Origin of the sequence: Mesorhizobium shangrilense, from assembly GCF_028826155.1 — a bacterium.
GTDB lineage: Bacteria > Pseudomonadota > Alphaproteobacteria > Rhizobiales > Rhizobiaceae > Arvimicrobium > Arvimicrobium flavum.
In genome coordinates this window covers 3,162,298-3,184,720 of record NZ_JAQGPN010000001.1, presented here as the reverse complement: position 1 = coordinate 3,184,720, position 22,423 = coordinate 3,162,298, and the positions used below count along the sequence as shown (strand labels likewise).

16 protein-coding genes are annotated in these 22,423 nt (G+C 62.9%); 13 read left to right on the top strand and 3 right to left on the bottom strand.

The features are described from left to right. The 6 genes from PD284_RS15340 to PD284_RS15315 all read left to right on the top strand — a co-directional run bounded on the left by PD284_RS15340 (nt 1) and on the right by PD284_RS15315 (nt 5,990). Nucleotides 1–921, top strand: a complete 921-nt coding sequence (locus PD284_RS15340) for an ABC transporter permease (RefSeq protein WP_274629045.1) — start codon at nt 1–3, stop codon at nt 919–921. Nucleotides 922–972: 51 nt separating this feature from the next. Further along, nucleotides 973–2,049: a BMP family ABC transporter substrate-binding protein gene (locus tag PD284_RS15335; protein WP_274629044.1), complete on the top strand. Its 1,077-nt coding sequence runs from the start codon at nt 973–975 to the stop codon at nt 2,047–2,049. Nucleotides 2,050–2,256: 207 nt separating this feature from the next. After that, nucleotides 2,257–2,997 carry an ATP-binding cassette domain-containing protein gene (locus PD284_RS15330; RefSeq protein ID WP_274629043.1) on the top strand — a complete coding sequence of 247 codons (741 nt, stop codon included), beginning with the start codon at nt 2,257–2,259 and terminating at the stop codon, nt 2,995–2,997. Next, a complete protein-coding gene (locus PD284_RS15325; protein WP_274629042.1) occupies nt 2,987–4,087 on the top strand; it encodes an ABC transporter permease in 1,101 nt (366 codons plus the stop codon). Before PD284_RS15330 ends, PD284_RS15325 begins: the two co-directional genes overlap by 11 nt. A gap of 69 nt (nt 4,088–4,156) precedes the next feature. Continuing rightward, nucleotides 4,157–5,161 carry a substrate-binding domain-containing protein gene (locus PD284_RS15320; RefSeq protein WP_274629041.1) on the top strand — a complete coding sequence of 335 codons (1,005 nt, stop codon included), beginning with the start codon at nt 4,157–4,159 and terminating at the stop codon, nt 5,159–5,161. Nucleotides 5,162–5,393: 232 nt separating this feature from the next. Beyond that, complete coding sequence (locus tag PD284_RS15315; RefSeq protein ID WP_274629040.1) at nt 5,394–5,990, top strand: glutathione S-transferase family protein; 597 nt, start codon at nt 5,394–5,396, stop codon at nt 5,988–5,990. A 2-nt stretch (nt 5,991–5,992) separates the two neighbouring features. On the opposite strand, the gene PD284_RS15310 is transcribed toward PD284_RS15315, so the two are convergent. The 3 genes from PD284_RS15310 to PD284_RS15300 form a co-directional block, all read right to left on the bottom strand. Beyond that, nucleotides 5,993–7,093 (bottom strand): acyltransferase family protein, encoded by a 1,101-nt coding sequence (locus PD284_RS15310; RefSeq protein WP_274629039.1) that lies wholly within the window; start codon nt 7,091–7,093, stop codon nt 5,993–5,995. A 114-nt stretch (nt 7,094–7,207) separates the two neighbouring features. Continuing rightward, nucleotides 7,208–8,521, bottom strand: coding sequence for a 30S ribosomal protein S12 methylthiotransferase RimO (gene rimO / locus PD284_RS15305; RefSeq protein WP_274629038.1), 1,314 nt, complete (start codon nt 8,519–8,521; stop codon nt 7,208–7,210). Between the two features lie 233 nt (nt 8,522–8,754). Then, nucleotides 8,755–9,411 carry a TerC family protein gene (locus PD284_RS15300; RefSeq protein WP_274629037.1) on the bottom strand — a complete coding sequence of 219 codons (657 nt, stop codon included), beginning with the start codon at nt 9,409–9,411 and terminating at the stop codon, nt 8,755–8,757. 464 nt (nt 9,412–9,875) lie between these two features. On the opposite strand from PD284_RS15300, the gene PD284_RS15295 reads away from it, so the two are divergent. The 7 genes from PD284_RS15295 (at nt 9,876) to PD284_RS15265 (ending at nt 22,423) form a co-directional block, all read left to right on the top strand. Next, on the top strand, nt 9,876–11,768 hold the full coding sequence (locus PD284_RS15295) for an autotransporter assembly complex protein TamA (RefSeq protein WP_411956219.1): 1,893 nt from the start codon (nt 9,876–9,878) through the stop codon (nt 11,766–11,768). Next, entirely contained in the window at nt 11,765–16,366 is a 4,602-nt protein-coding gene (locus PD284_RS15290; RefSeq protein WP_274629036.1) for a translocation/assembly module TamB domain-containing protein, read from the top strand. Before PD284_RS15295 ends, PD284_RS15290 begins: the two co-directional genes overlap by 4 nt. 95 nt (nt 16,367–16,461) lie before the next feature. Then, nucleotides 16,462–17,676, top strand: coding sequence for a tyrosine-type recombinase/integrase (locus PD284_RS15285; protein ID WP_274629035.1), 1,215 nt, complete (start codon nt 16,462–16,464; stop codon nt 17,674–17,676). Further along, nucleotides 17,673–19,211: a tyrosine-type recombinase/integrase gene (locus tag PD284_RS15280; protein WP_274629034.1), complete on the top strand. Its 1,539-nt coding sequence runs from the start codon at nt 17,673–17,675 to the stop codon at nt 19,209–19,211. Before PD284_RS15285 ends, PD284_RS15280 begins: the two co-directional genes overlap by 4 nt. Then, nucleotides 19,208–21,568 (top strand): hypothetical protein, encoded by a 2,361-nt coding sequence (locus PD284_RS15275; RefSeq protein ID WP_274629033.1) that lies wholly within the window; start codon nt 19,208–19,210, stop codon nt 21,566–21,568. The genes PD284_RS15280 and PD284_RS15275 overlap by 4 nt, the downstream gene beginning before the upstream one ends. Continuing rightward, a complete protein-coding gene (locus PD284_RS15270; RefSeq protein WP_274629032.1) occupies nt 21,561–22,016 on the top strand; it encodes a hypothetical protein in 456 nt (151 codons plus the stop codon). Before PD284_RS15275 ends, PD284_RS15270 begins: the two co-directional genes overlap by 8 nt. Continuing rightward, nucleotides 22,016–22,423 carry a 26S proteasome regulatory subunit family protein gene (locus PD284_RS15265; protein WP_274629031.1) on the top strand — a complete coding sequence of 136 codons (408 nt, stop codon included), beginning with the start codon at nt 22,016–22,018 and terminating at the stop codon, nt 22,421–22,423. The genes PD284_RS15270 and PD284_RS15265 overlap by 1 nt, the downstream gene beginning before the upstream one ends.

Genomic DNA, 22,423 nt, shown 5'->3' with positions numbered 1-22,423 from the left:
ATGGGCATGATCGAGGCAATCCTGCTCACCATCGCGACTGCGGCCACGCCGTTGCTTATCGCCAGCGTCGGCGAACTGGTGGTGGAGCGCTCCGGCGTCCTCAACTTGGGTGTCGAAGGCATGATGATCATGGGCGCCGTGACGGGCTTCGGCGTCGCCGTGATGACAGGCTCCCCTTGGCTCGGCTTTCTAGCCGCTATGATCGTGGGCGCCCTGTTCTCGTTGCTCTTCGCGGTCCTGACGCTGTCGCTCGTCACCAACCAGGTGGCGACCGGTCTGGCGCTGACGCTTCTCGGGCTCGGCCTTTCGGGGATGCTGGGCGAGAGTTTTGTAGGCTTGCCGGGCGTGAAGATGGGGAACCTCTACATTCCCTACCTCTCCGACCTGCCGCTGGTCGGCAAGCTGGTGTTCGGGCAGGACCCGATCTTCTACGTGTCAATTGCCCTGACCGCAGGTGTCGGCTGGTTCCTGTTCAGGACGCGCGCCGGGCTGACGCTGCGCTCTATCGGCGACAACCACGCCTCGGCTCACGCGCTCGGCATCAACGTCATCGGCATCCGCTACCTCGCCGTCATGTTCGGCGGCGCGTGCGCGGGACTGGCCGGCGGCTACCTGTCGCTGGTCTATACGCCGCAGTGGGTGGAGAACATGACCGCAGGCCGCGGCTGGATCGCGCTCGCGCTCGTGGTGTTCGCGTCCTGGCGGCCGTGGCGTGTGCTCGCCGGCGCCTATCTGTTCGGCGCAGTCACCATCGGCCAGTTGCACGCGCAGGCGTTGGGGATAGGCGTGCCGTCGCAACTGCTTTCGTCGCTGCCCTATCTGGCGACCATCGTGGTTCTTGTTCTAATTTCCCGAAACAGGCGTCTGACCATGATCAACACACCGGCTTCACTGGGGCGGCCGTTTGTGCCAGATCGCTAAGAACAATGACGGGAAAGCTCCGCGAATCAAACTTCTAGAGGATAGACTTCAATGAAAAAGACACTTCTCGCGCTGGCCGCTGCGGCGACCATCACCGCCTTCGGCTCGGTTTCGGCCGAAGCCAAGGTCAAGGCATGCTTCATCTATGTCGGGCCGATCGGCGACTTCGGCTGGTCCTATCAGCACCACCAGGGTGCGCTGTATGCGCAGAAGGAACTCGGCGGCGAGGAGAACGTCGAGCTTGCCTACCTCGAGAGCGTTCCCGAGGGCGCCGACGCGGAGCGCGCGCTCGAGCGCTTTGCACGCTCCGGCTGCAATATCGTCTTCGCCACCTCGTTCGGCTTCATGGACGCGCTCAACAAGGTCGCCGGCAAGTTCCCGGACGTGAAGTTCGAGCACGCCACCGGCTACAAACGCGAGCACCCGAACGTCGCTACCTACAATTCGAAATTCCATGAAGGCCGCTACGTCCAGGGCGTCATCGCGGCCAAGATGTCCAAGGCGGGTGTCGCAGGCTACATCGCCTCGTTCCCGATCCCCGAGGTGGTGCTCGGCATCAACGCGTTCATGCTGGGTGCGCAATCGGTCAATCCGGAGTTCAAGCTGAAGGTGGTTTGGGCGAACACCTGGTTCGACCCCGGCAAGGAAGCCGACGCCGCCAAGGCGCTGATCGACCAGGGTTCCGACATCATCACCCAGCACACCGATTCGACGGCGCCGATGCAGGTCGCCGCCGAGCGCGGCATCAAGGCGTTCGGCCAGGCCTCCGACATGATCAACTTCGGCAAGGAGACGCAGCTGACGTCGATCGTCGACGACTGGGGTCCGTACTACGCCGAGCGCATCAAGGCGGTCATCGACGGCACCTGGAAGCAGCAGGACGTCTGGGGCGGCATGAAGGAACACCACGTCGTCATGGCGCCGTTTACCAACATGCCCGACGACGTCAAGAAAGCCGCCGAGGACGCGCAGGCCAAGATCGCGTCCGGCGAGTTCAATCCCTACACGGGTCCGATAACGAAGCAGGACGGCAGCGAGTGGCTGAAGGCCGGCGAGGTGGCGGACAACGGGACGCTGCTCGGCCTGAACTTTTACGTGAAGGGCGTCGACGACAAGCTGCCGCAGTAATCTGCGGCTGCCCTCGCGGTTACGGAAAGGCGTCTTTCGGGGCGCCTTTTTTGTTGCACGCCGATTGGGGCCCACGGACTTGTTTCGGGGCTCCAAAAAATTCGACCAAGTTCCGAAAAACGCGGGGTGACGGCAGACGGATTCTCTGCTTAGACTAGTCTGGTCCTACCAGAGAAGAACAAGCTGGAGGGCCGAGGAGGGAACGGCATGTCGCTGCTCGAGGTACGCGGCGTCGGCAAGAGCTTCGGAGCGATCCGGGCTCTGACTGATGTCAGCTTTTCGGTCGCACCCGGAGAGGTGGTCGGCCTGATGGGCGACAACGGCGCCGGAAAATCCACGATGGTCAAGCTCATCGCCGGCAACTTCCCGCCCAGCGATGGCGAAATCGTCGTCGACGGGAAGCTGTGCCACTTCCACAAGCCGATCGAAGCGCGAGGCGAGGGGATCGAGGTCGTCTATCAGGACCTCGCGCTCGCCGACAACCTGACCGCCGCCCAGAATGTGTTCCTGGGGCGCGAGGCCAAGAAGGGATTCTGGCCGTTCCGCATTCTCGACAAGCAGGCGATGATCAAGCGGGCCGGCGAACTTTTCGAGGAACTGAAGTCGGAAACGCGGCCGCGCGACCTCGTCAAGAAGATGTCCGGCGGACAGCGCCAGGCGGTCGCGATCGCCCGGACACGCCTCTCCAACGCGAAGCTTGTCCTGATGGACGAGCCAACCGCGGCGATCTCCGTGCGGCAGGTCGCGGAGGTCTTGGAACTGATCAAGCGCCTGAAGGCGAGGGGCGTCTCGATCATGCTCATCAGCCACCGCATGCCCGACGTATTCGCGGTCTGCGACCGCATCATCGTGCTCCGCCGCGGGTCGAAGGTCGCCGACAAGGAAACGCCCAACACATCACCGGAAGAGATCACCGGTCTGATCACGGGGGCCATCCGTGCAGCATAGTCCAGCCGAAGCCCTCGAGGAAACGCACGCTTCCATCGGGGACGTCGTCACCGTCCGGGAGCAGACGCCGCTCCAGCGGATGTTCACGAGCCAGCCTTTTTGGGTCGCGGTCGCACTCCTTGTGCTCGTGCTGTTCATGACCTGGCTCGAGCCGAGCTTCGGCACGACAGACAATGTCACCAACATCACGCGGAACTTTGCCCCGATTGCGATCATGGGACTGGGCATGACCGTGGTGTTGATCACCGGCGGCATCGACCTCTCGGTCGGCTCGGTGATGGGTCTGGTCGCCATCGTCGCCGGCCTTCTGCTGACGTGGCACTATCCCTGGTATGTCGCATTCGGTGGCGGGCTTCTGGCAGGACTCGCCTGCGGCGCCTTCAACGGTTTCTTCGTCGCCTATATCGGCATGCCATCCTTCGTCGTCACGCTGGGCATGCTGTCGATTGCGCGATCCCTAGCGGTCGTTCTGTCAGGCAACCAGATGCTTTACCAGTTCGGCCCCGATGCGCCGATCGTCAAGGCGATCGGGCAGGCAAAATGGCCGGTCCATAGCGCTGACAGCTGGCTGCCGACCTGGATCCCGTCGCTGTCCTCGCATTTCTGGGTGATGGTGGTGATGGCGCTGGCCCTGGGCTTCGTATTCATCTTTACCGCCTGGGCAAGGCATCTGTTCGCGATCGGCGGCAACGAGCAGGCGGCGCGGCTGACGGGCGTGCCGGTCGATTGGATCAAGTTCCAGGCCTATGTCTTTTCAGCCTTCTGCGCAGCGGTCGCCTCGCTTTTGCTCCTCGGTTACAGCGGCTCCGCCATCAACGCGATGGGAACCGGATACGAGCTGCGGGTGATCGCGGGCACCGTGATCGGAGGCGCCAATTTGATGGGCGGCTACGGCACGGCCTTCGGGGCGGTCATCGGCTCGGCCTTCCTCGAGGTGATCCGCAACGCGCTGCTGATGGCCGGAATCGACTCCAACTGGCAGGGCGCATTCGTCGGGATGTTCATCATTCTCGCCGTGCTGCTTGGCATGCAGACGAGCGGCAAGTCGCTGCTCTCGACCCTGCGCGAGTTCACTGCCTGGCGGCACTGAGGGAGGAATCCGGCGGCCGTCGGCTGCCGGGGAAATGTAAGTCAACTCAACAACAACGTGGAGGAACAAGTGCATAAGTACCTTTTGACGGCCGCCGTAGCGCTTTCCGCGCTGATGGCAGGACAGGCATACGCACAGCAGAAGTACGTCTTCGCGCTGGTGCCGAAGAATATGAACAACCCGTTCTTCGACCAGGCTCGTGATGGGTGCAAGAAGGCGGAAGCGGAGGCGAACGGCGCCTTCGAATGCATGTATATCGGCCCCGGCGAGCACGGCGGCGGCGAGGAGCAGGTGCAGATCGTGCAGGATCTGGTGGCCAAGAAGGTCGACGGCATCGCCGTGTCGCCCTCCAACGCGGCCGCCATGGCAGTCGCACTGCAAGCGGCAAAGGATGCCGGAATTCCGGTTCTGACCTGGGACTCCGACCTTCTGCCCGAGAACAAGGACCTGCGGGTCGCCTATGTCGGCACGCACAATTACGAGATCGGCGTCAACATCGCCAAGATCGTGCAGGGCATCAAGCCGAATGGCGGCACTATCTGCATCCAGTCGGGCGGTGCGGCGGCAGCCAACCACAACGAACGTATGCAGGGCATCCGCGACACGCTGGCCGGCAAGCAGTCTGCAGCTTCGCCGGGCGATCCTCTGACCGGGCAGAACGGCTGGAAGGAAGCGGAAGGCTGCCCGCTTTACACCAACGACGACTTCCCGCTTGCCGTCCAACAGTTCCAGGACTTCATGGCGAAGATGCCGACCGTCGACGCTTTCACGCCGACGGGCGGCTTCCCGCAGTTCGTCCCCGACGCCAACCGCGCCGCAGTCGAGCCCTTCAAGGACAAGATCGCCAAGAAGGAACTGGCTCTGGTTGTCGCAGACACTCTGCCGGTGCAGATGGACCAGATGAAGGAAGGGCTGTCGCTCGGTCAGGTCGGCCAGCGGCCGTTTGAGATGGGCTACAAGACCATGTTCTTCCTGAAGGACATGAAGGACGGCAAGGCGGCGCCCGCCGATCCGACCTACACCGGGCTTGACGTCTGCACGCCGGATACGGCGGACAGCTGCATCGCCAAGTAAGATCCCGAAACGGGGAAGGGCGGGCGAGGCGACTCGCCCGCTCTTGTCGTTGCATGTAAGCGTTCGGCGCTGCACTTCGCTGACGTCCAGCACGGAACCCTATCGCGCGCCCCGGCTTTTTCCATGCTGACGGCATATGCTGACGGCGGCGGCCTGGTGACAGACTGCTGACAGAGTGGCGGCAGGAGCCTTCTGCTACGGAGGAATTCACCAACCGGCATGGAGCGACGCGATGATCAAGTTCTACTTCGCCCCCTGGTCGAGAGCATCGGGCACGCTCTGGCTTCTCGAGGAAATCGGCCAAGCCTACGAGATCGAGCATGTCCGGGCGGAGGGCGGCCTCCCGGAAAGCTATCGAGCGGTCCAGCCGAACAAGAAGGTGCCTGCCATCGATCACGACGGAACCATCGTCACCGAACGCGCCGCGATATGCATGTATCTCTCCGAAACGTTCCCGGAGGCGGGCCTTGCGCCTGCCGTGGGCGATCCGGCGCGCCCCGCGTTCCTGACGTGGCTCGTCTACTGCGACGCGGTGTTCGACCCGGCGCTGGCAGCACGGGCAAACGGCTGGGCCTATGAAAGCAACAATTTCTCCTTCGGCCTGTTCGAGGACATGGTGGCCAATGTGGAGCGCATGCTGTCGTCGCGCCCGTTTGCGGCGGGAGAGAGGTTCACCGCCGCCGACACCCAGCTCGCGAGCGGCATCCATTTTGGACTGAATATCCTGAAGGCGATCCCGGACCGTCCGGTCTTCCGCGACTATGTCCAACGGGCCACGAACCGGCCTGCCTACAAGCGCAGCATGGATCTCCAGGCGACCTACGCCTGAGGTTAGTCGACTGCGAGCCGAGGAATCCGCTTGCGAATGCGGCCAGCAAGCCGATCCGCCAACGGGCCGAGGGCAGCGAGGAGCCCCCGCCGCACCGGCCGCTCGACGAAGCGCCAGACCGCCCAGGACAGCAGCAGCATTACGAGAAGCGTCGCGAGCGCCGCCGTCCAGGCGCCGAGTTTCGGAGCCAGCGAGCCGATCGCGACGTAGCCGATGTTTTGATGGAGCAGATAGAGTGGGTAGGTCAGGCTGCCGAGTGCCAGCACCGTCGCGGTGGAAGCAACCCGGTCGCGTAGGACGATGGCAGCGACAAGTAGCGCGTGGATCGCGATGTTGGCGGCGACGAGGCCGAGAAGCGGGGCAGCGACGCCATAGTGCTGTTGCATCCAGCCGCGGGCAACAACCAGCATGCTGCAGGAAAGCATGAAGGAAGCACCGAGGAGCATCATCGCTTCGGGGGACCTGCCTCTGGAGAAGATGTGGTGAACAAGAATTCCGCCTGCGAAGAGCGGTCCATATTCGGTGATGAACAGGAGCCGCAGCGCGCCGCTGCCCAGGTAGAACTCGTTCAGCGCGCAGATCGCCAGCCAGGCAGTGACAAGCTCGAGCTTGAGCCTAGAGAACACGCCGGCGAGGATGGCAAGCGTCACCCAGCCGTAGAAGACGATCTCCAGCACGATCGACCAGTAGACGCCGTCAACGAAGGGTTCGCCGAGCGCGGGCGACAGGATGATCAGGTTGGCGACGAGCTGCCTTGTCGAAACGGGCATGGCGGGATGGTTCGCTGCCGCGAGAACGGCCCACGTCAAAACCATGCAAACCAGGAAGCCTGGATAGAGCCGCGCGAACCGAGCGACCGCAAACGCTTGCCAAGAACGGCCCTCCGCCGACCAAGCAATAACAAAGCCGCTGATGAGGAAGAAGAGGTTCACGCCCAGATAGCCGTAGATCGCGAACGGCGCGGCCGCCGGGAAGGCGACATCCAGATATCCGTCGGCAGCCGCGCCGCGGAAGAGATAGTGATAGGCGACGACGGCGAGCGCAGCGACGAGGCGCAGCAGGTCGAGCGTCGCAATGCGGTCGAGCGAATTCCTTGCCTGCACGGCCCCCTCCGAGATGGCGGTCCGCAGACTAGATCAAAGTCGCGAGTGAACGGTTAAGGACGATGATTGGCGCACGCGCGCAATCCTCGCCGGCATGCGGCGAGGAAGCCAGAATCACACCGCTTCGCCGTAGAGATCGTAGGCGTCAGCGCGGGAGATCTTCACCGTCACGATGTCGCCCGCGCGCAGCGGACGGCGTGACGTGAAATGCACCGAACCGTCGATCTCCGGCGCGTCGTAGCGGGTGCGGCCCTTGGCGGCCGTGCCGTTGGCTTCGTCGATGATGACGGGAAGGCGCTTGCCGACCTTCTTCTTGAGCTGCTGCGCCGACACCTTCTGCTGACGCTGCATGAAGCGGTGCCAGCGGGCTTCCTTGACCTCTTGCGGCACCTCGGGAAGGGCGAGCTCGTTCGAACGCGCTCCCTTCACCGGTTCGTACTTGAAGCAGCCGGCGCGATCGATCTTTGCCTCGTCGAGCCAGTCGAGCAGGATCTCGAAATCCTCGTCAGTCTCGCCCGGGAAACCCACGATGAAGGTCGAGCGCACTGCGAGATCGGGACATTCCTCGCGCCAGCGGCGGATGCGCTCCAGCGTCTTTTCGCCATGAGCGGGACGGCGCATGTTCTTCAGCACTTGCGGCGAGGCGTGCTGGAAGGGGATGTCGAGGTAGGGGAGGATCTTGCCCTCCGCCATCAAGGGGATCACCTCGTCAACGTGGGGGTAGGGATACACGTAGTGCATGCGCACCCATGCACCCATCTCGCCCAGTTCCCGCGACAGATCGAGGAACTTTGCGCGGACCTCGCGGTCCTTCCACACCCCGGATTGATATTTGATGTCCAGTCCGTAGGCGCTGGTGTCCTGGGAGATGACCAGGATCTCCTTGACGCCGGCATTGACCAGCCGCTCCGCTTCCCGCAGCACGTCGGCCACCGGGCGCGACACGAGATCGCCGCGCAAGGCGGGAATGATGCAGAAGGTGCAGCGATTGTTGCAGCCCTCGGAGATCTTCAGATAGGCGTAGTGGCGCGGGGTCAGCCTTACGCCCTGCGGCGGCAGCAGATCGACATAGGGGTCGTGGGCGGGCGGCGCGGCCTCGTGGACCGCCGCCATCACGCTCTCGTAGGCCTGCGGACCGGTGATCGCCAGGACGTTCGGGTGCTTTTCACGAATGACTTCCGGCTCGGCGCCCAGGCAACCGGTTACAATGACCCTGCCGTTCTCGGAGAGCGCGGACCCGATCGCATTGAGCGACTCGTCACGCGCGGAATCAAGGAACCCGCATGTGTTGACGACCACAAGGTCAGCGCCGTCATGCTTGCGGCTGATCTCGTAACCCTCTGCGCGCAGACGAGTGATAATGCGCTCGGAATCGACGAGCGCCTTCGGGCATCCGAGGCTGACGAAGCTCACGCGGGGGGCGGACATGCTGGATTTCCAAGTGTCTGGTGTTGAATCGGCGGCGCACTAGCACAGTTTCGGCAGGAACATAAAGACAGGCGCCGAACATAACCGGTGTGCGAGCCGACCGGTCGCACGAGGTCCGGAAAAAAGGGAAAAGCGGGCGGAAATTTGGCGTCCGCCCGACATTGTCGTCTTGTGCCGGCTGCTTCACCTGCAGCGGCAGGTGAAGCGGCCGTCTTGTGGCTGGACCGACGTCGTCAGGCAGCGCCGGCGAGATAAGGCCACACTTCGAGCCCGCCGCGATAGATCATGTCGAGCGAGACGTAGAGAATGATCAGCAGGCCGATATAGGCGATCCAGCGATACTTGTGCAGCAGACGCGCAATAAAGGTCGCGGCAAGACCCATCAGGGCAATCGACAGGATCAGGCCGATGATCAGGACGGTGAAGTGATCGCGAGCGGCTCCAGCGACGGCCAGCACGTTGTCGAGCGACATCGAGACGTCGGCGATGACGATCTGCAGCGTAGCCTGCCCGAGTGTCTTGCGAGGCGCGTTGCCGGCAATCGCACCGTCCCCATTGTGATCGGTATCCGACAGCGCTTCGGTGGCCTCGTGCTCGTCTTCGTACGACGTGCGCAGCTCGCGCCACATCTTCCAGCACACCCACAGAAGCAGGATACCGCCGACGAGCAGCAATCCGAGGATGGCAAGCAACTGGACGGTGATTGCGGCAAAGAAGATGCGAAGCACGGTGGCCGCGACGACGCCGATGAGAATGGCCTTCTTGCGCTGCTCAAGGGGCAGGCCGGCCGCTGCCAGACCGATGACGATGGCGTTGTCGCCGGCGAGCACCAGGTCGATGGCGATCACCTGCAACAGTGCGGAAAATCCTGAGGCGGTGAATATTTCCATCGGGAGTTCCTGAATTGCTACGAGCTAGGCTGCCGCCCTAACTTGCCGACCGATATTGCGTCAAGGTTCATGGCGTCGGGATTGAATGCAATTGTTTGAATCAGTGTGGGGACGATCTTACGCCTCTTCCAAGAAAAAGCCGGCCATTGCGGCCGGCTCAAGGTAGTTGACGGGCAAGGGGTCAGGGGGCGGGGTATGCCCGTCCTGCACGTAACGACGTTAGTCGCAGAAGGTTCCGGCTCGTACGCAATTTTTTTCTAAGTCAGACCGATATCGGTCGCAACAACGCTACGGTAAGAGAATCCCGCTATCTCTCGCTCAAGATTGAGGGCGGATGGCTGAGGCAGCGCCCGGTTTTCGGGTAGTGTATTCTGTTCGGGACGCTATAACCCCTTGATGGAGGGAAGGGGCGGTTGCGTCGGGGAGATCTAGTGAAAGTACCGCCAGTCAGGCGTTGGCCAGTGTTGGAGTGTTTGGTCGCGCTGGGCTTGTCGCTGGGCGGATCGACCTATGCCCATTCGTTCGAGATCTTCGGAATCAAGATTTTCGGGGGCAAGGACGAGCCCGAGGACACGATCGGCGAGCCTTACAGCTATTCGGTGGATTTCGCTGTTTCCCCCACGGCCGACGAAGCCGATCTCGAAAAGCGCCTGAAGGGCGCATCGACGCTCTGGCAGGATCGGGAGGAGGTCGCCTCGGGGGCCGCCGGACTTCTGGCGAAGGCGAGGGGCGATTACCGGCGGTTGCTAGCGACGCTCTACAGTGAAGGCCGCTACGGCGGCACCATCAGCATACGGATCGATGGCCGCGAGGCGGCCGACCTTGCTCCAGACGCAACGATCGCCAATCCGGCGAAAGTCCAGGTCAGCATCGATCCGGGGCCGCTCTTCCGATTCCGCGAGACCGACATCGTCAACCGCGCGCCGGCGACGCTTGACCGCAAGGATCAGGTGCCCTCGCCCGAAGAGCAGGGCTTCGTCCCAGGTGAGATTGCTCGGTCCGGAACCATCGTCCAGGCTGGCAAGCTGTCCGTGGAGGCATGGCGGCAGCAAGGCTTCGCAAAGGCGGAGCTTGCCGATCGCAGGGTCGTCGCGGCGCACGACCGGGACGTCGTGGATGCGACGCTCGTTGTCGAACCCGGCCGCAAAGCGCACTACGGCGCCGTCTCCGTCGAGGGCGTCGAGCGCATGGATCCGGAATACGTGGCGTGGATGACCGCCCTGCCACGTGGCGCCGAATACGATCCGGACGACATCAAGAAAGCCAGCGACCGGCTGGCCAGGCTGGAGGTGTTCCGCGCCGCTCGAATTCAGGAGGCCGAAGAGATCAGCGACGACGGCAGCCTGCCCGTCGCGGTCATCGTTCAGGAGCGGCTGCCGCGGCGCTTCGGCTTCGGCGGCAGCTACTCGACGGTCGACGGTTTGGGCCTCGAGGCGTACTGGATGCACCGCAACCTGTTCGGCCGCGCCGAGAGATTGCGCTTCGAAGGCAAGATTTCGGGCATAGGAGAGACGTTCCAGGTGGACGAACTGACCTATCGCCTGGCGACGATCTTCACCAAGCCCGGCGTCTACACGCCGGATACGGACTTCGTCTCCTCGCTCATCGGCGATCGCGAGGTGCTCGACGCCTACACGCGCAGCGCGATCACGGCCGCAGCCGGCTTCACCCACAAGTTCTCCGACGAACTGTCCGGGCGCATTTATCTCAACGGCGGCTATGCGAAGTTCTGGGACGACGTCTTCGGCCGTCGCGAGTTCCAGACCGTCGGGCTCCTCGGCGGCATCAACTATGACAGCCGTAACAATCCCACAGATGCGACCTCGGGCTACTACGCCGACGTCGAAGTGGAACCCTTCTACGAGTTCAACTACGGCAATCCGGCGGCGCGCTTCACCGCCGAGGGCCGCGCCTACTATGCCCTGGATGCCGACGATCGCTTCGTTGTGGCCGGGCGCTTGAAGGTCGGAAGCATCGTCGGGCCGAGCATCGCCGAAATCGCTCCCGACAAGCTGTTCTTTGCTGGGGGCGGCGGTTCCGTGCGCGGCTACGAATACCGGAACATCGGCGTCGAAACGCCGGCCGGACTTGTGGGCGGGCGCTCTCTCATCGAAGCCTCGGCCGAATTGAGAACCCGCGTCACCGATTCCATCGGGGTCGTCGCCTTCGCAGATGCCGGCTATGTCGGCGCGGATTCGCTTCCGGACTTCTCGGAGCAGATCAAGGTCGGCGCCGGCCTCGGCCTGCGCTATCTTACCGCGCTGGGGCCTATCCGCCTCGACGTGGCTGTTCCTCTCAACCCCGGAGACGACGATCCCGACATCGCCTTCTACGTTGGAATAGGACAGGCGTTTTGACCCGCTTCCTCCTCGCCCTTTTCCTGATCTTCGTCTCCGCCCCCGCGATCGCGCAGGAGACCCCGGACGAGGAGCGCTCCTTTTTCGTCCGGTACGTAGAGGAACAGCTGTCGGCTCCGAACCGGCAGATCCGGCTCAACAACATCCAGGGCGTACTGTCTTCGAACGCCTCGATCGGAGAGATCACCATCGCCGACCGCGAAGGGATCTGGCTTCGCATCACCAATGCCCGGATCGTCTGGACGCGGACGGCGCTGCTGCGGGGCAACCTCAACATCGATACGCTTTCGGCCGATCGGATCGATGTCGTGAGAAAGCCGGTGCCAGCCGAAGGGCTTCCTCCGCCCGAGGCCGGATCGGGCTTCGCGATTCCCGAGTTGCCGGTCTCGGTCCAACTCGGCCAACTGCAGGTGCCGCTGGTCGTTTTCGGGGAGGAGTTGTTCGGCCTGGCCGCCCAGATTTCCGTTGGCGGACGCATGAGCCTTTCCGGCGGCGCGCTCGATACGGCTTTGCAGATCCAGCGGCTCGACGGTCCCGGCGGCCAGTTCGACTTCACCGCCAGCTACGCCAACCAGACACAGGTGCTTGGCCTCGACCTGTCTTTGAACGAGCCTGAAAACGGCCTGGTCGCCAATCTGCTCGGCATCGAAGGTCGGCCGCCCATCGCGATGACGCTGAAGGGCAGCGGTCCGATTGCGACGCTCGACCTGGCCCTGACGATGGACGCCGCATCGCAGCGCGTGCTCGAGGGAACGACCAGTCTCAGGCAAGCGCAGGACGGTATCCGCTTCACCGCTGACGTTGGTGGGCCGATCGCGAACATCATCCCGGCTCGTTTCCGCAGCTTCTTTGGTGCAGATACCCGGCTGCAGACGGCCGGAACGGCCCGGACGGGCGGCGGCCTGACGCTTGACAGCCTGACCCTGAACAGCGCTGCGCTCAGCGTCCAGGCCTCCGCCGAAACGGCCGCGGACGGATTTCCGAGGCGGCTCAACCTCAATGCGGTGATTGACCATCCGCAGCAGGACAAAACGCTCCTTCCGATCGCCGGTGGTCAGACGACGGTGACGAAGGCCACCGTCGACCTTTCGTTCGGGGAAGGGACCTCCGAGGCCTGGGACGGCCGCATCCGCATCGACGACCTGTCGACAGAAAGCTTCGCGACGAAGCTGCTGGACGTGACGCTCGGCGGCGAGGCCCTCAACCTCAACGACCCCGCAAACCGAGCCGTCACCTTCTCTGCCAAGGGTGGCGCCACGGGTATCGTCGCCACGGACGCGGCGATGGCTGAGGCCCTTGGCGAAAAGGTCGATCTCGATGTCGAGGGTTCCTGGCGAGCCGGCCAGCCGATCGACTTGCCGCGCGCTTCCATCACAGCGAACGGCTTGAGCCTAAATCTCGCCGGCGCGATCGCCGAGATGGTCTTCAACGGGACGATCGGGATTGACGCGGCAAGCATCACGCCATTTTCCGCCCTGGCGGGTCGGAACCTCGCTGGTCGGCTGAACCTGCAGGCCAAGGGAACGCTGTCGCCTCTGAAAGGCGGGTTCGACCTGACGCTCGACGGTACCGGCAGCGGTCTGGAGGTTGGCATCCCCGCAGCCGACAACCTCCTCCAGGGCGAGACGCGCCTGAGCGGCGGCGTCGCCCGCGGCGACCAGGGGCTGGTGGCGCGTCAATTCCGCATCGCCAACGACCAGGTGGCGTTGACCGCAGACGGCACGTTTGCCACGGGCGCCGCGAACTTTGGCTTCGATCTTGCCCTCGAAGACCTGTCACAGCTTTCCGACCGCGTTACCGGCAGACTGACCGCCAGCGGCCGGGCATCCGGCTCCGGCGGTCTCATCGGACTGACATTCGGAGCCGATGTCGCGAATGGCTCGGTCGTCGGCAAGAATCTAACCGACACGAAGCTGGCGTTCGAGGGCACGCTGCAGGACGGCGACCTGAACGCACAGATCACCGGCAATGCCTTCCTGGACGGCGTGCGCGCGCAACTGTCGAGCGGCCTTGCCGTCGCCAATGGCGAGCGCCGACTGACGGACCTGAACTTCACCGCCGGCGGCGCGGCCATCAAGGGCAATCTCACCCAGGCGGCGAACGGCCTGCTGAACGGCACCCTCACTGTGGACGCGGCCGACATCTCGACGCTTGCCGCGCTGGCGGTCATGGAGGCGCAGGGCGCCATCGACGCCCAAGTCGCACTCGTGCCCGCCGAGGGGAAGCAGAGCGCCGATATCAAGGCGAACATCCAGAAATTTCGCCTCGAGACCGTCGAGATTGGCAATGCCGATATCGCTGCGGCGATTGGAGACCTGTTCGGGGTGCCGATCGTGGACGGCACGGCCAGCGCCTCGAACGTCAAGGCAGGGGGCATCGACATATCCCGCTTTGACGGCAAGGCGACCCGCCAGGACACGACCACCGATTTTTCGGCGACGGCCTCGCTGGCAAATGGCGCAGACGCTACGGTCGCGGGCGCGTTGACGCCGGTCGACGCAGGCTTCAGGCTGGCGCTTTCCACCCTTCAACTCACACAGGGCAACCTGTCGGCGCGGCTGGCGCAGCCAGCGTCCCTGCTCATCCAGGGACAAAATGTCCGCATCGACGACCTCGCCCTGGATGTTGGCGGCGGGCGTATCGAGGCGAGGGGCGACGTCGCGGAAGCGCTGAACCTCGAGGTCGACATACGGGCGTTGCCACTTGCCATCGCGAATGCGATCCGTCCCGACCTCCAGCTCGGCGGCACGGTCGAAGGCAGGGTCACGGTACGGGGAACGCGCGTCCAGCCGGACATCAACTTCACGCTGAGGGCCAATGCGGTTGCCGCGGCCGCGCTTCGGCAGGCCGGCCTCAGTTCGGTCAGCCTCGATGCGTCCGGTCAGTCGTCGACGACACGGCTCGCGGTGCGCGCGAACATGACCAGCCCGGAAGGACTTCGAGCGTCTGTCGACGGCGGCATTCCGCTGGACAACGCCAATCTGGACCTGAACATCGACGTGGCTTCCTTCCCGCTGGCCACGCTCAATGCCGTCGCGCCAGGGCAGGGGCTCGGAGGCGCCCTCTCCGGAACTGCACGCGTGACCGGAAGGCTGGCCGACCCTGCCGCGACCTTCGACATCAGGGGTGCCGCTGTGCGCGCGACTGCGCTCGATGATGCCGGCCTCTCGCCGCTGGAAGTGGCCGCGCGCGGCTCATATGCACGGCGCGCCGTCACACTTGACCGCGCGACCGTTTCCGGCCCCCAGGGATTGAGCGTCAGCGGCAACGGTCGCATTCCGCTCGCCGGCTCCGGGCTAGACGTATCCGTATCCGGGGAAGCGCCTCTGGCGCTGGCCAACCGCTTCCTGGCCGAGCGGGGCACGCAGGTTTCGGGCACGCTTTCGCTAAGCGCCTCGGTGTCCGGCAGCATCCAAGGACCGGCCGTCCGCGGCATGTTCTCCACGGTTGGAGCTCGCGTCGTCGATCCCGAAGCCAACGTACAACTGAACGACATCGCCGTGATGGGCGCGATCGAGGGCGATCGCATCGATATCCGCAACGCGTCGGCGGCGCTGTCGACCGGCGGTCGCTTGAGCGCCAGCGGTACCATCTCGACGAATGCTGCTGCAGGCTTTCCGGCCGACATCCGCATCGTGCTCGACAACGCGCGCTATGCCGATGGCGAGATGGTCGTGGCGACTCTGAGCGGCAACCTGGCGCTCACCGGGCCGCTGACCCGCGATCCTCTGCTTGCCGGCAACATCGACATTGCGCGCGCCGAGATCACGGTACCTGAGAGTTTGGCCGCCGGCGCGGCGCAGATCGACGTGAAGCACAAGAATGCCTCGGCCGCTGTGCGCGAGACCCTGCGTCGGGCGAGGGCCAATGACGGAACTCCGGTTCCCCGCGGTCGGCCGAGCGTTGTCAGGCTTGACGTCAAGGTCAACGCACCCAACCAGGTCTTCATCCGCGGTCGCGGCCTCGACACGGAAATCGGAGGCTCGGTCAGGCTGACCGGGCCCGTCACCGACATCCAGCCGGTCGGCGCCTTCGAACTGATCCGCGGCCGCCTGTCGATCCTTGGCCAGCGGATCACCTTCGACGAAGGCGAGGTGACGTTGGTGGGCGATCTGGACCCGTTCGTGAATTTCGTCGCCCGCTCGGGCAGCGACGACATAACGGTGTTCATCACCGTGCGGGGCCGCGTCTCCGATCTCGACATCAGCTTCTCGTCGCAGCCGACGCTGCCCGAGGACGAGGTGCTGGCGCGGCTGATCTTCAAGCGCAGCCTGGGCGAGCTCTCGCCGCTGCAGATCGCTCAGCTGGCGGCCGCAGCAGCCGAACTCGCCGGCGGGTCCAACACGTCGCTGCTCGGATCGCTGCGTGAGGCAACGGGGCTCGACGACCTCGACGTGGTGACCGACAGCGAGGGTAATGCCGCCGTCCGGGCAGGCCGTTACGTTCGCGACAATGTCTATCTGGGCGTGGAGGCCGGCGCCGAGGGTACGACCCGTGGCACAATCAATCTCGACATCACCGACAATCTGAGGGCCCGCGGCGCCGTCGCCTCGGACGGCGATTCCAGCGTCGGCCTGTTTTACGAGAAGGACTACTGAGGCCGTACCGTGCTTGACGCCGCCTGACGCATCGAGAAGCGGGGACCTAAGTCGCATAAGATAGATTATGGAACACCTCGGCGGTTCCGTGGCTGTTGCTTTTTGTACTCAAACCGCCGTTCACGCCGTTGTGGATATCCTCGATAACAAGCGGTTTAGTCCGTTGCTTTTTCTGTGGGCTATGGGCGACGATCTGGAGCGACATTCTGAAGACGTCGCTGGAACCGTCGACCCGCCGCAAGCATCTGTCAGCGTTGGATCGGCTCTATGACGCCGTCCAGCGCCAGCGTGGCAGTAACTGCCTCGACCGTCTGATCGCCGACGCCGATGCCGACAGTCTTGAGGACTGCCTCGTTGGTTTCCTCGCGCAGCTTCGCAATGAGGCCGCCGTCGCCAATGTCGACAAGACGTCCACCTGGACGTCGGCCGTAAGCTTCGTGATCGACATGCTTCGCTTCGCCGGGAACGCGTCCGGTGTTCGTGCCGCCGAGATGGAGGCCAAACTCCTGAGGCTTGACGCGCTATATCGCCAACTCGCGCCGAACATGGAGAAGCCAACGCCCGCGGTTCGTGCGCTGCCGCCGCTGGTGATCGAGGACCTGTATGAAATCTTCAACCCGGAATCACCGCGAAACCCCTTCAAAACCGAGACGCTCCGGTGGCGCAATCTGCTGATCTTCATGCTGCTGCTGCGCCTCGGTCTGCGTCGTGGCGAGGCCGCGCTGCTGCATTCAGGCTCCTTCAAGGAGGATTTCGATCCAGTGGCGGGAAAAACCGTACACTGGCTGGACGTGGAGGAAACCGACGACTGCGACCCGCGATACGAGCGGCCCGGACTGAAGACGGAGCCGTCTCGGCGGCAGCTTCCGCTACCGCAGGAGATCATCGAGCTGGAGCAAAGATACAGCCGGAACTATCGCGGCCGGGTGAATTACGCTCACCTTCTCATGTCGCAGAAGGCTAGGCCTTTGTCGTTGCGGTCGTTCAACGAAATCTTCGAGACCGCCACGCTGGCCCTGTCCGATGAAGCCAAAAAGTCGCTTTCCAAGCAAGGGCTTCAGGGCGTTTCCTGTCACGATCTCCGCCATACGTCGGCCGTCGTGCGTATGAAGCGTTATCAGGATGCCGGACTTGACGTGGACAAGGCGCAGGAAAAGCTGCGGGTGTTCTTTGGCTGGTCGAAGAAATCTAACATGCCCCGATTGTATGCAAAGGCCTACTTCGAAACTCCCCTCGCCGAGGTCTGGGACGAGAAGTTCGACACCTATGTCGACGCCTTGAGACGCATCAATCCGGAGCGAGACCATTGAAAGCGGCTGCATTCAAGCTGGAACCTGAACTGCTGGGCGAAATCACCAGACTGACGGCCAAGCTGCCACCGCTTCCGCCAGTCGTGAGGTACTTCGACGATTTTACCAACGAGACGCAATCTCTGCGCAATCTTGCGGAGAGTGACGCGATTTCCTTGTTCCTAGACGGGCTTCATTTTCCTATTGATCTTGCTCGCTATCAGCCTGCGGATAGCGTGATTAAGCACGTCATCGTTGACTGGTTGCAACGCCTTGATCCAACCACGGTGGTCATCAAAACCGGAAGCCTTCTGAGATATGTTGCCCGTCATGGGATCGCGTCTCTCGTCCACCTCATCACGTCGTCGCCCTTCGACGCCCGCGCCCATTGGAACACATATGTCCTGGCGGATGTGACGGCTGATGAAAGTTATGCATTGAGAGCCGCGCTACACTCGCTCTGCCGCCTCAATATCGGTCACTGGATGCCTCCAGCCGCCTCGATAATTCGAGGCCTAACAAGCCCGAAGGTCGACAAATATCGCGTCGTTCGGGCTGGCGATTGCTTCCTGCCGCTCGACCAGCAGGCCATGATCGTCAACCACATCGATAGTATGTGCGCGGCGCTGGCTGCCGATCGCGACACATTGGATGACAGCGAACTGCGGGACGTCTGCATGCTGGTCATGTCGTATCAGTATGCGTTCCGGCCGGGCCAGATCGCCCGGGTCGAACTCGCCGACGTCAGGCTGTTCTCGACGGGCGCGGTCCATGTCGCCGTCTCGCTGATCAAACAGCAGGACAGCAGCAAGCGTATCCGCGTGACCAGGCGGATCAAGCGCGAGTGGGGGCCGTTGTTCAACGAGATGGTGAAGCGCCGGGAAAGTGGTTCCATCCAGCCGGAGGAGGGGGTGCCCCCTCGCCTGCTCTTTGGCCTCAATCCAAAAGGCGTCAGCAACGCCATCATGGAATTGACCGAGGAACTGACCGGTGATGCCTGGACGCCGACCGATCTCAGGCACACCGCAGCGCAGCGTCTCGCCGACGGCGGCATCTCCCATGCCGGTCTTACAGAGTTCATGGGGCAGACTAGCGACCGGATCGCCAACGTCTACTTCGACAAGTCGCCCGCCCAGGCGCAGCGGATCAACGAGGCTTTGGCGATCTCGCCGATCTATTCGAACGTCGCCAAGATCGCGAAGACAAAGACCATCGACAAGGCGATGCTCCTGGGCCTCCCATCCGACCAGCAGATCGGAGCCGTGCCGCACGGCGTTCCCATCGCTGGGATCGGCGGTTGCGGTCTCGGCCAGAGCCTCTGCATGAAGAACCCGGTTCTAGCCTGCTACACCTGCTCCAACTTCATGCCGCTCGGCGAGCCTGAAATCCACGAAGAGGTGCTTGAAAGTCTTCGTCCAGTCGTCGTCGAGTTCGCGTCCGCGTCACGGAACAACCAGCAGTCACCCGCCTACGCACAGCTCAAGGGCACACTCGACGCCGTGCGCCGTGTGGTCGAGGAACTGAAATCCGACCGCGAAGAACGGAATCTCGCATGAACCCCTTCTACGCGGAATACATCGCGACGGCGAAAACGTTGGCGGCCGGGCGGGGTTTGAATTGGGACCTCGTCTGCGATGACCTGGGAAAGGTCAGCAGTGCTACGCGATGGAACCTGACGGAGCTGATGGGAATGCTCCCTCCTCCTACCGTATGGCTGGGGCAGGTCGGAGTGGACCCAACAGCCTTCGTGAAGCTGAACAAGATTAGACAGAGGATGGGGCAGGAACCGGTGGTCGCGGGTCCATTGCCTCAAGCATGGCGCGACCTGTACCAGGCGGTGATCGTCCACCAGCTTCTCGTTCGGCGGACGAAGCCTGTCAGCGCGAGGCAGATCGCCGCTGGTATTCGACGGTTGGCTCCGGCCGCATGGGACACTCCTCCCTGGGCGGTTACGCCAGAACAAGTCCAGCAAGCCTATAACGCAGTCCTGCAATCTGCCGAATCGGGAAAACTGGCACTGGACTTTGCCACCACCGTTCGCAACGTTCTTGACGGCCAGAAGCTTGCCGATACCCCTGCCCTTTCCCGCTTCTGCACCCCGTACGCGAATGAGGAAGCAAAAACGGCCCAACAGCAGGCGGAGGCCATCCGCAAACGCCAGAACGCCCACGGTGGCCGCCAGAGCCTGCGGCGGGAGTTGGCGGAACGGAAGTCGTCTTCGAAGCTACCAGACGAACGCGCATTTTGGGAGCTGATACGGATTGTCTTCACCGAAACGCCGCGCACTTTCTCTGACGCGATTAGGTTTGCAGCATTCAAGGTGCAGATCATCATGGGCTTCCGGATAGGCGAAGCCGCCCTTCTTCCCTTGGACTGGAAACGATGGCGTGAATACCTGGACGCCGACGGGCGTTCTGCCGGGGAGCGCGGGGGCTTCTCCAAATCCCTGATGATCCGCCACTTCGCCGAGAAACAGGAAGAAGACGAGCGAGCGGACGTTCTGTCCTTCTACGAAAACACGCAGCACGTACCGCCGATGTTTGAGGATGTTCTTGTCCAGACGCTCGACCACATCGAGAAGATTTCCGCTCCACTAAGAGAGAGGCTGAGGCTGCAGGCTGAGGCCGGACGGGTCTTTCCGGAATATCCCGAAGACGGCCTCGTGCCTGCCTCGGAGATGTACGTCCGGATGACGGGGAATGCGGTCTTCTCGGACGTTGACCTTCCGCCAGAGCTAATAGGTCGATACCGAGAAAGCTATGATCCGGAGCTTCTTGAAGAAATCCGGCAATTGCAGGTTCCTGGACGACCTAAGGGCATGCCGAAGTATTGGTATCGCGGACATCTCAAGGCTGTTGCGATCAGAAATGCTTCCGGCGTGCCCATTAAGGGCCTTGTCGCATGGCAGGACGCCTATGTGCGTGTAGGTGACGTCGAACGGCATATGGTTGATGTTTTGGGCACCAAGCTCTCTGATACGACGCCCACGACGATCACGGATGGCACCAAACTCTATCCCCATGACCTCATGTTCATCATGCCGGTTAGGAACCTGATCGAGGGGCGAAACGACGGCATCCTCGATACCACAATGTATTCCGCGATTGGCCGAATCGATAGCGGTAGCTTGAACAACGCGATCAGCGGCAAGGGGAGCGGAGACAGCCTGTTCGAGAGGTATGGGCAGACCGAAGAAGACCGGGCGCTGCGGCTGACCTCGCACTCTTTGCGGCACCTTCAGAACACCGAACTGTTCCGTCTTGGTGTCGCCGACACGATCATCACCAAGAAGTTCAACCGACGCAGTGTCCAGCAGAGCCACGTCTACGACCACCGCAGCCTCGCGGAGGACCTTGCCGATATCGATCTTCCGCCAGAAGCCGAGGAGCGCCTTGGCGACAAGGCGTTGCAGGTCTTCAAGCTCATCTCGGCGAACAAGGCCCGAGGTCCTGTTGTCGAAGAGTTCCGCCGCGTCCAGCTCGAATACGGCGACGAGGCTGCCTTTGACTACTTGAACGCCGAGGCGGACGGGCTCCATGTCACGCCCTACGGACTGTGCATGAACAGCTTTACCAGCGACCCCTGCCCCAAGCATCTCGAATGCTTCAACGGGTGTCTCCACCTAGCGCGGACGAACGTGATCAGCGAACAGGAAAACCTGCAGCGCATGCGGGACAGGTTCGCGAAGGTGATCATCACGCTGGAGGCACTGCCCGAGGACCGCCGCAACATCGGCTGGGCGAACCAGCTCACCCACGCCCGTGTCCGGTACGAAAACATCGTGACGGCGCTCGGTACAGCGCCGGGAATGCAGGTGTTCCCCGACGGAACCGACCTGTCCGTCACGGCCGAGCAGAAAGCTGGCACCACCATCATAGACACGATGAAGCGCCTGAGGGACCTCGATGATTGATAAGAGCCAAATCCTTGAGGAACTGCTTGAGGCGATGATTGCCGAGAATGAAACCATCACCGTCAGAGCCGTTTGCAGGCGTAGCGGCGATGTCTTCAAGCATGCGACGGACATAACCCGTAATGAAACCCGCCGCACGATGGTCCATACGGGCGTCAAAAAGCAGGAGACGATCCGGGCAGCAGTTGATCGCAGCAGCAAGAAGTCCCGGACCGAGTTGGAGCGGCTGGTCGCAGTCAAGAATGCCGAAATCGAACAGCTACGGGCCGACAAGGAACTGCTGATCGCCTCGCACCGGGCCATGATCCTGTCCGTCGCCGAGATGGGCGGCTTTCCTACATGGAAACGGTTCTTCGAGCGCTACCAGGCCACAATCGACAGGCTGGAAAAGATGGGAAGCCTTCCCGACGTAAACGTCATCAGCCTCTCGTCGCGGAGGGACACCTGATGGCGCGGGGCACTGGCAAGAGTGGCCTCGAGGTAGCGCAGGAGCATGTCGATGCGCTCATCGAATATCTGGAACGGCACAAGGCCGAGCCGCTCCCAAGGTACGGCGTCGATCTCAACAAGAGCATCATCGCCAAGGAGTGTGGCTTCGACCGACAGGTCTTCCGCACCAATCCACGTTGCACCGAGATCCTCCGCGACGCCGACGACCGCGACCGCACGGCAAACCTCACGCGATTAGAGCAGGCGGAGGCCGTTCGGGAACAGAAGGCAAAGACTGACGCCGACCAGATGGCGCTGGAAGAACAGAACCTTCGCCTGCTGGCCGAGAACGCCTCGCTCCGCCGGGAGCTGGATCGCCTGAAAAGACTGAGCGCGGTTATCGCCGAGACTGGCAGGCTTCCATGA

Coding starts and splice junctions, on each gene's coding strand:
- PD284_RS15270 (WP_274629032.1), top strand. CDS start 21,561: ATGATTGATAAGAGCCAAATCCTTGAGGAACTGCTTGAGGCGATGATT.
- PD284_RS15330 (WP_274629043.1), top strand. CDS start 2,257: ATGTCGCTGCTCGAGGTACGCGGCGTCGGCAAGAGCTTCGGAGCGATC.
- PD284_RS15335 (WP_274629044.1), top strand. CDS start 973: ATGAAAAAGACACTTCTCGCGCTGGCCGCTGCGGCGACCATCACCGCC.
- PD284_RS15315 (WP_274629040.1), top strand. CDS start 5,394: ATGATCAAGTTCTACTTCGCCCCCTGGTCGAGAGCATCGGGCACGCTC.
- rimO (WP_274629038.1), bottom strand. CDS start 8,521: ATGTCCGCCCCCCGCGTGAGCTTCGTCAGCCTCGGATGCCCGAAGGCG.
- PD284_RS15265 (WP_274629031.1), top strand. CDS start 22,016: ATGGCGCGGGGCACTGGCAAGAGTGGCCTCGAGGTAGCGCAGGAGCAT.
- PD284_RS15300 (WP_274629037.1), bottom strand. CDS start 9,411: ATGGAAATATTCACCGCCTCAGGATTTTCCGCACTGTTGCAGGTGATC.
- PD284_RS15340 (WP_274629045.1), top strand. CDS start 1: ATGGGCATGATCGAGGCAATCCTGCTCACCATCGCGACTGCGGCCACG.
- PD284_RS15275 (WP_274629033.1), top strand. CDS start 19,208: ATGAACCCCTTCTACGCGGAATACATCGCGACGGCGAAAACGTTGGCG.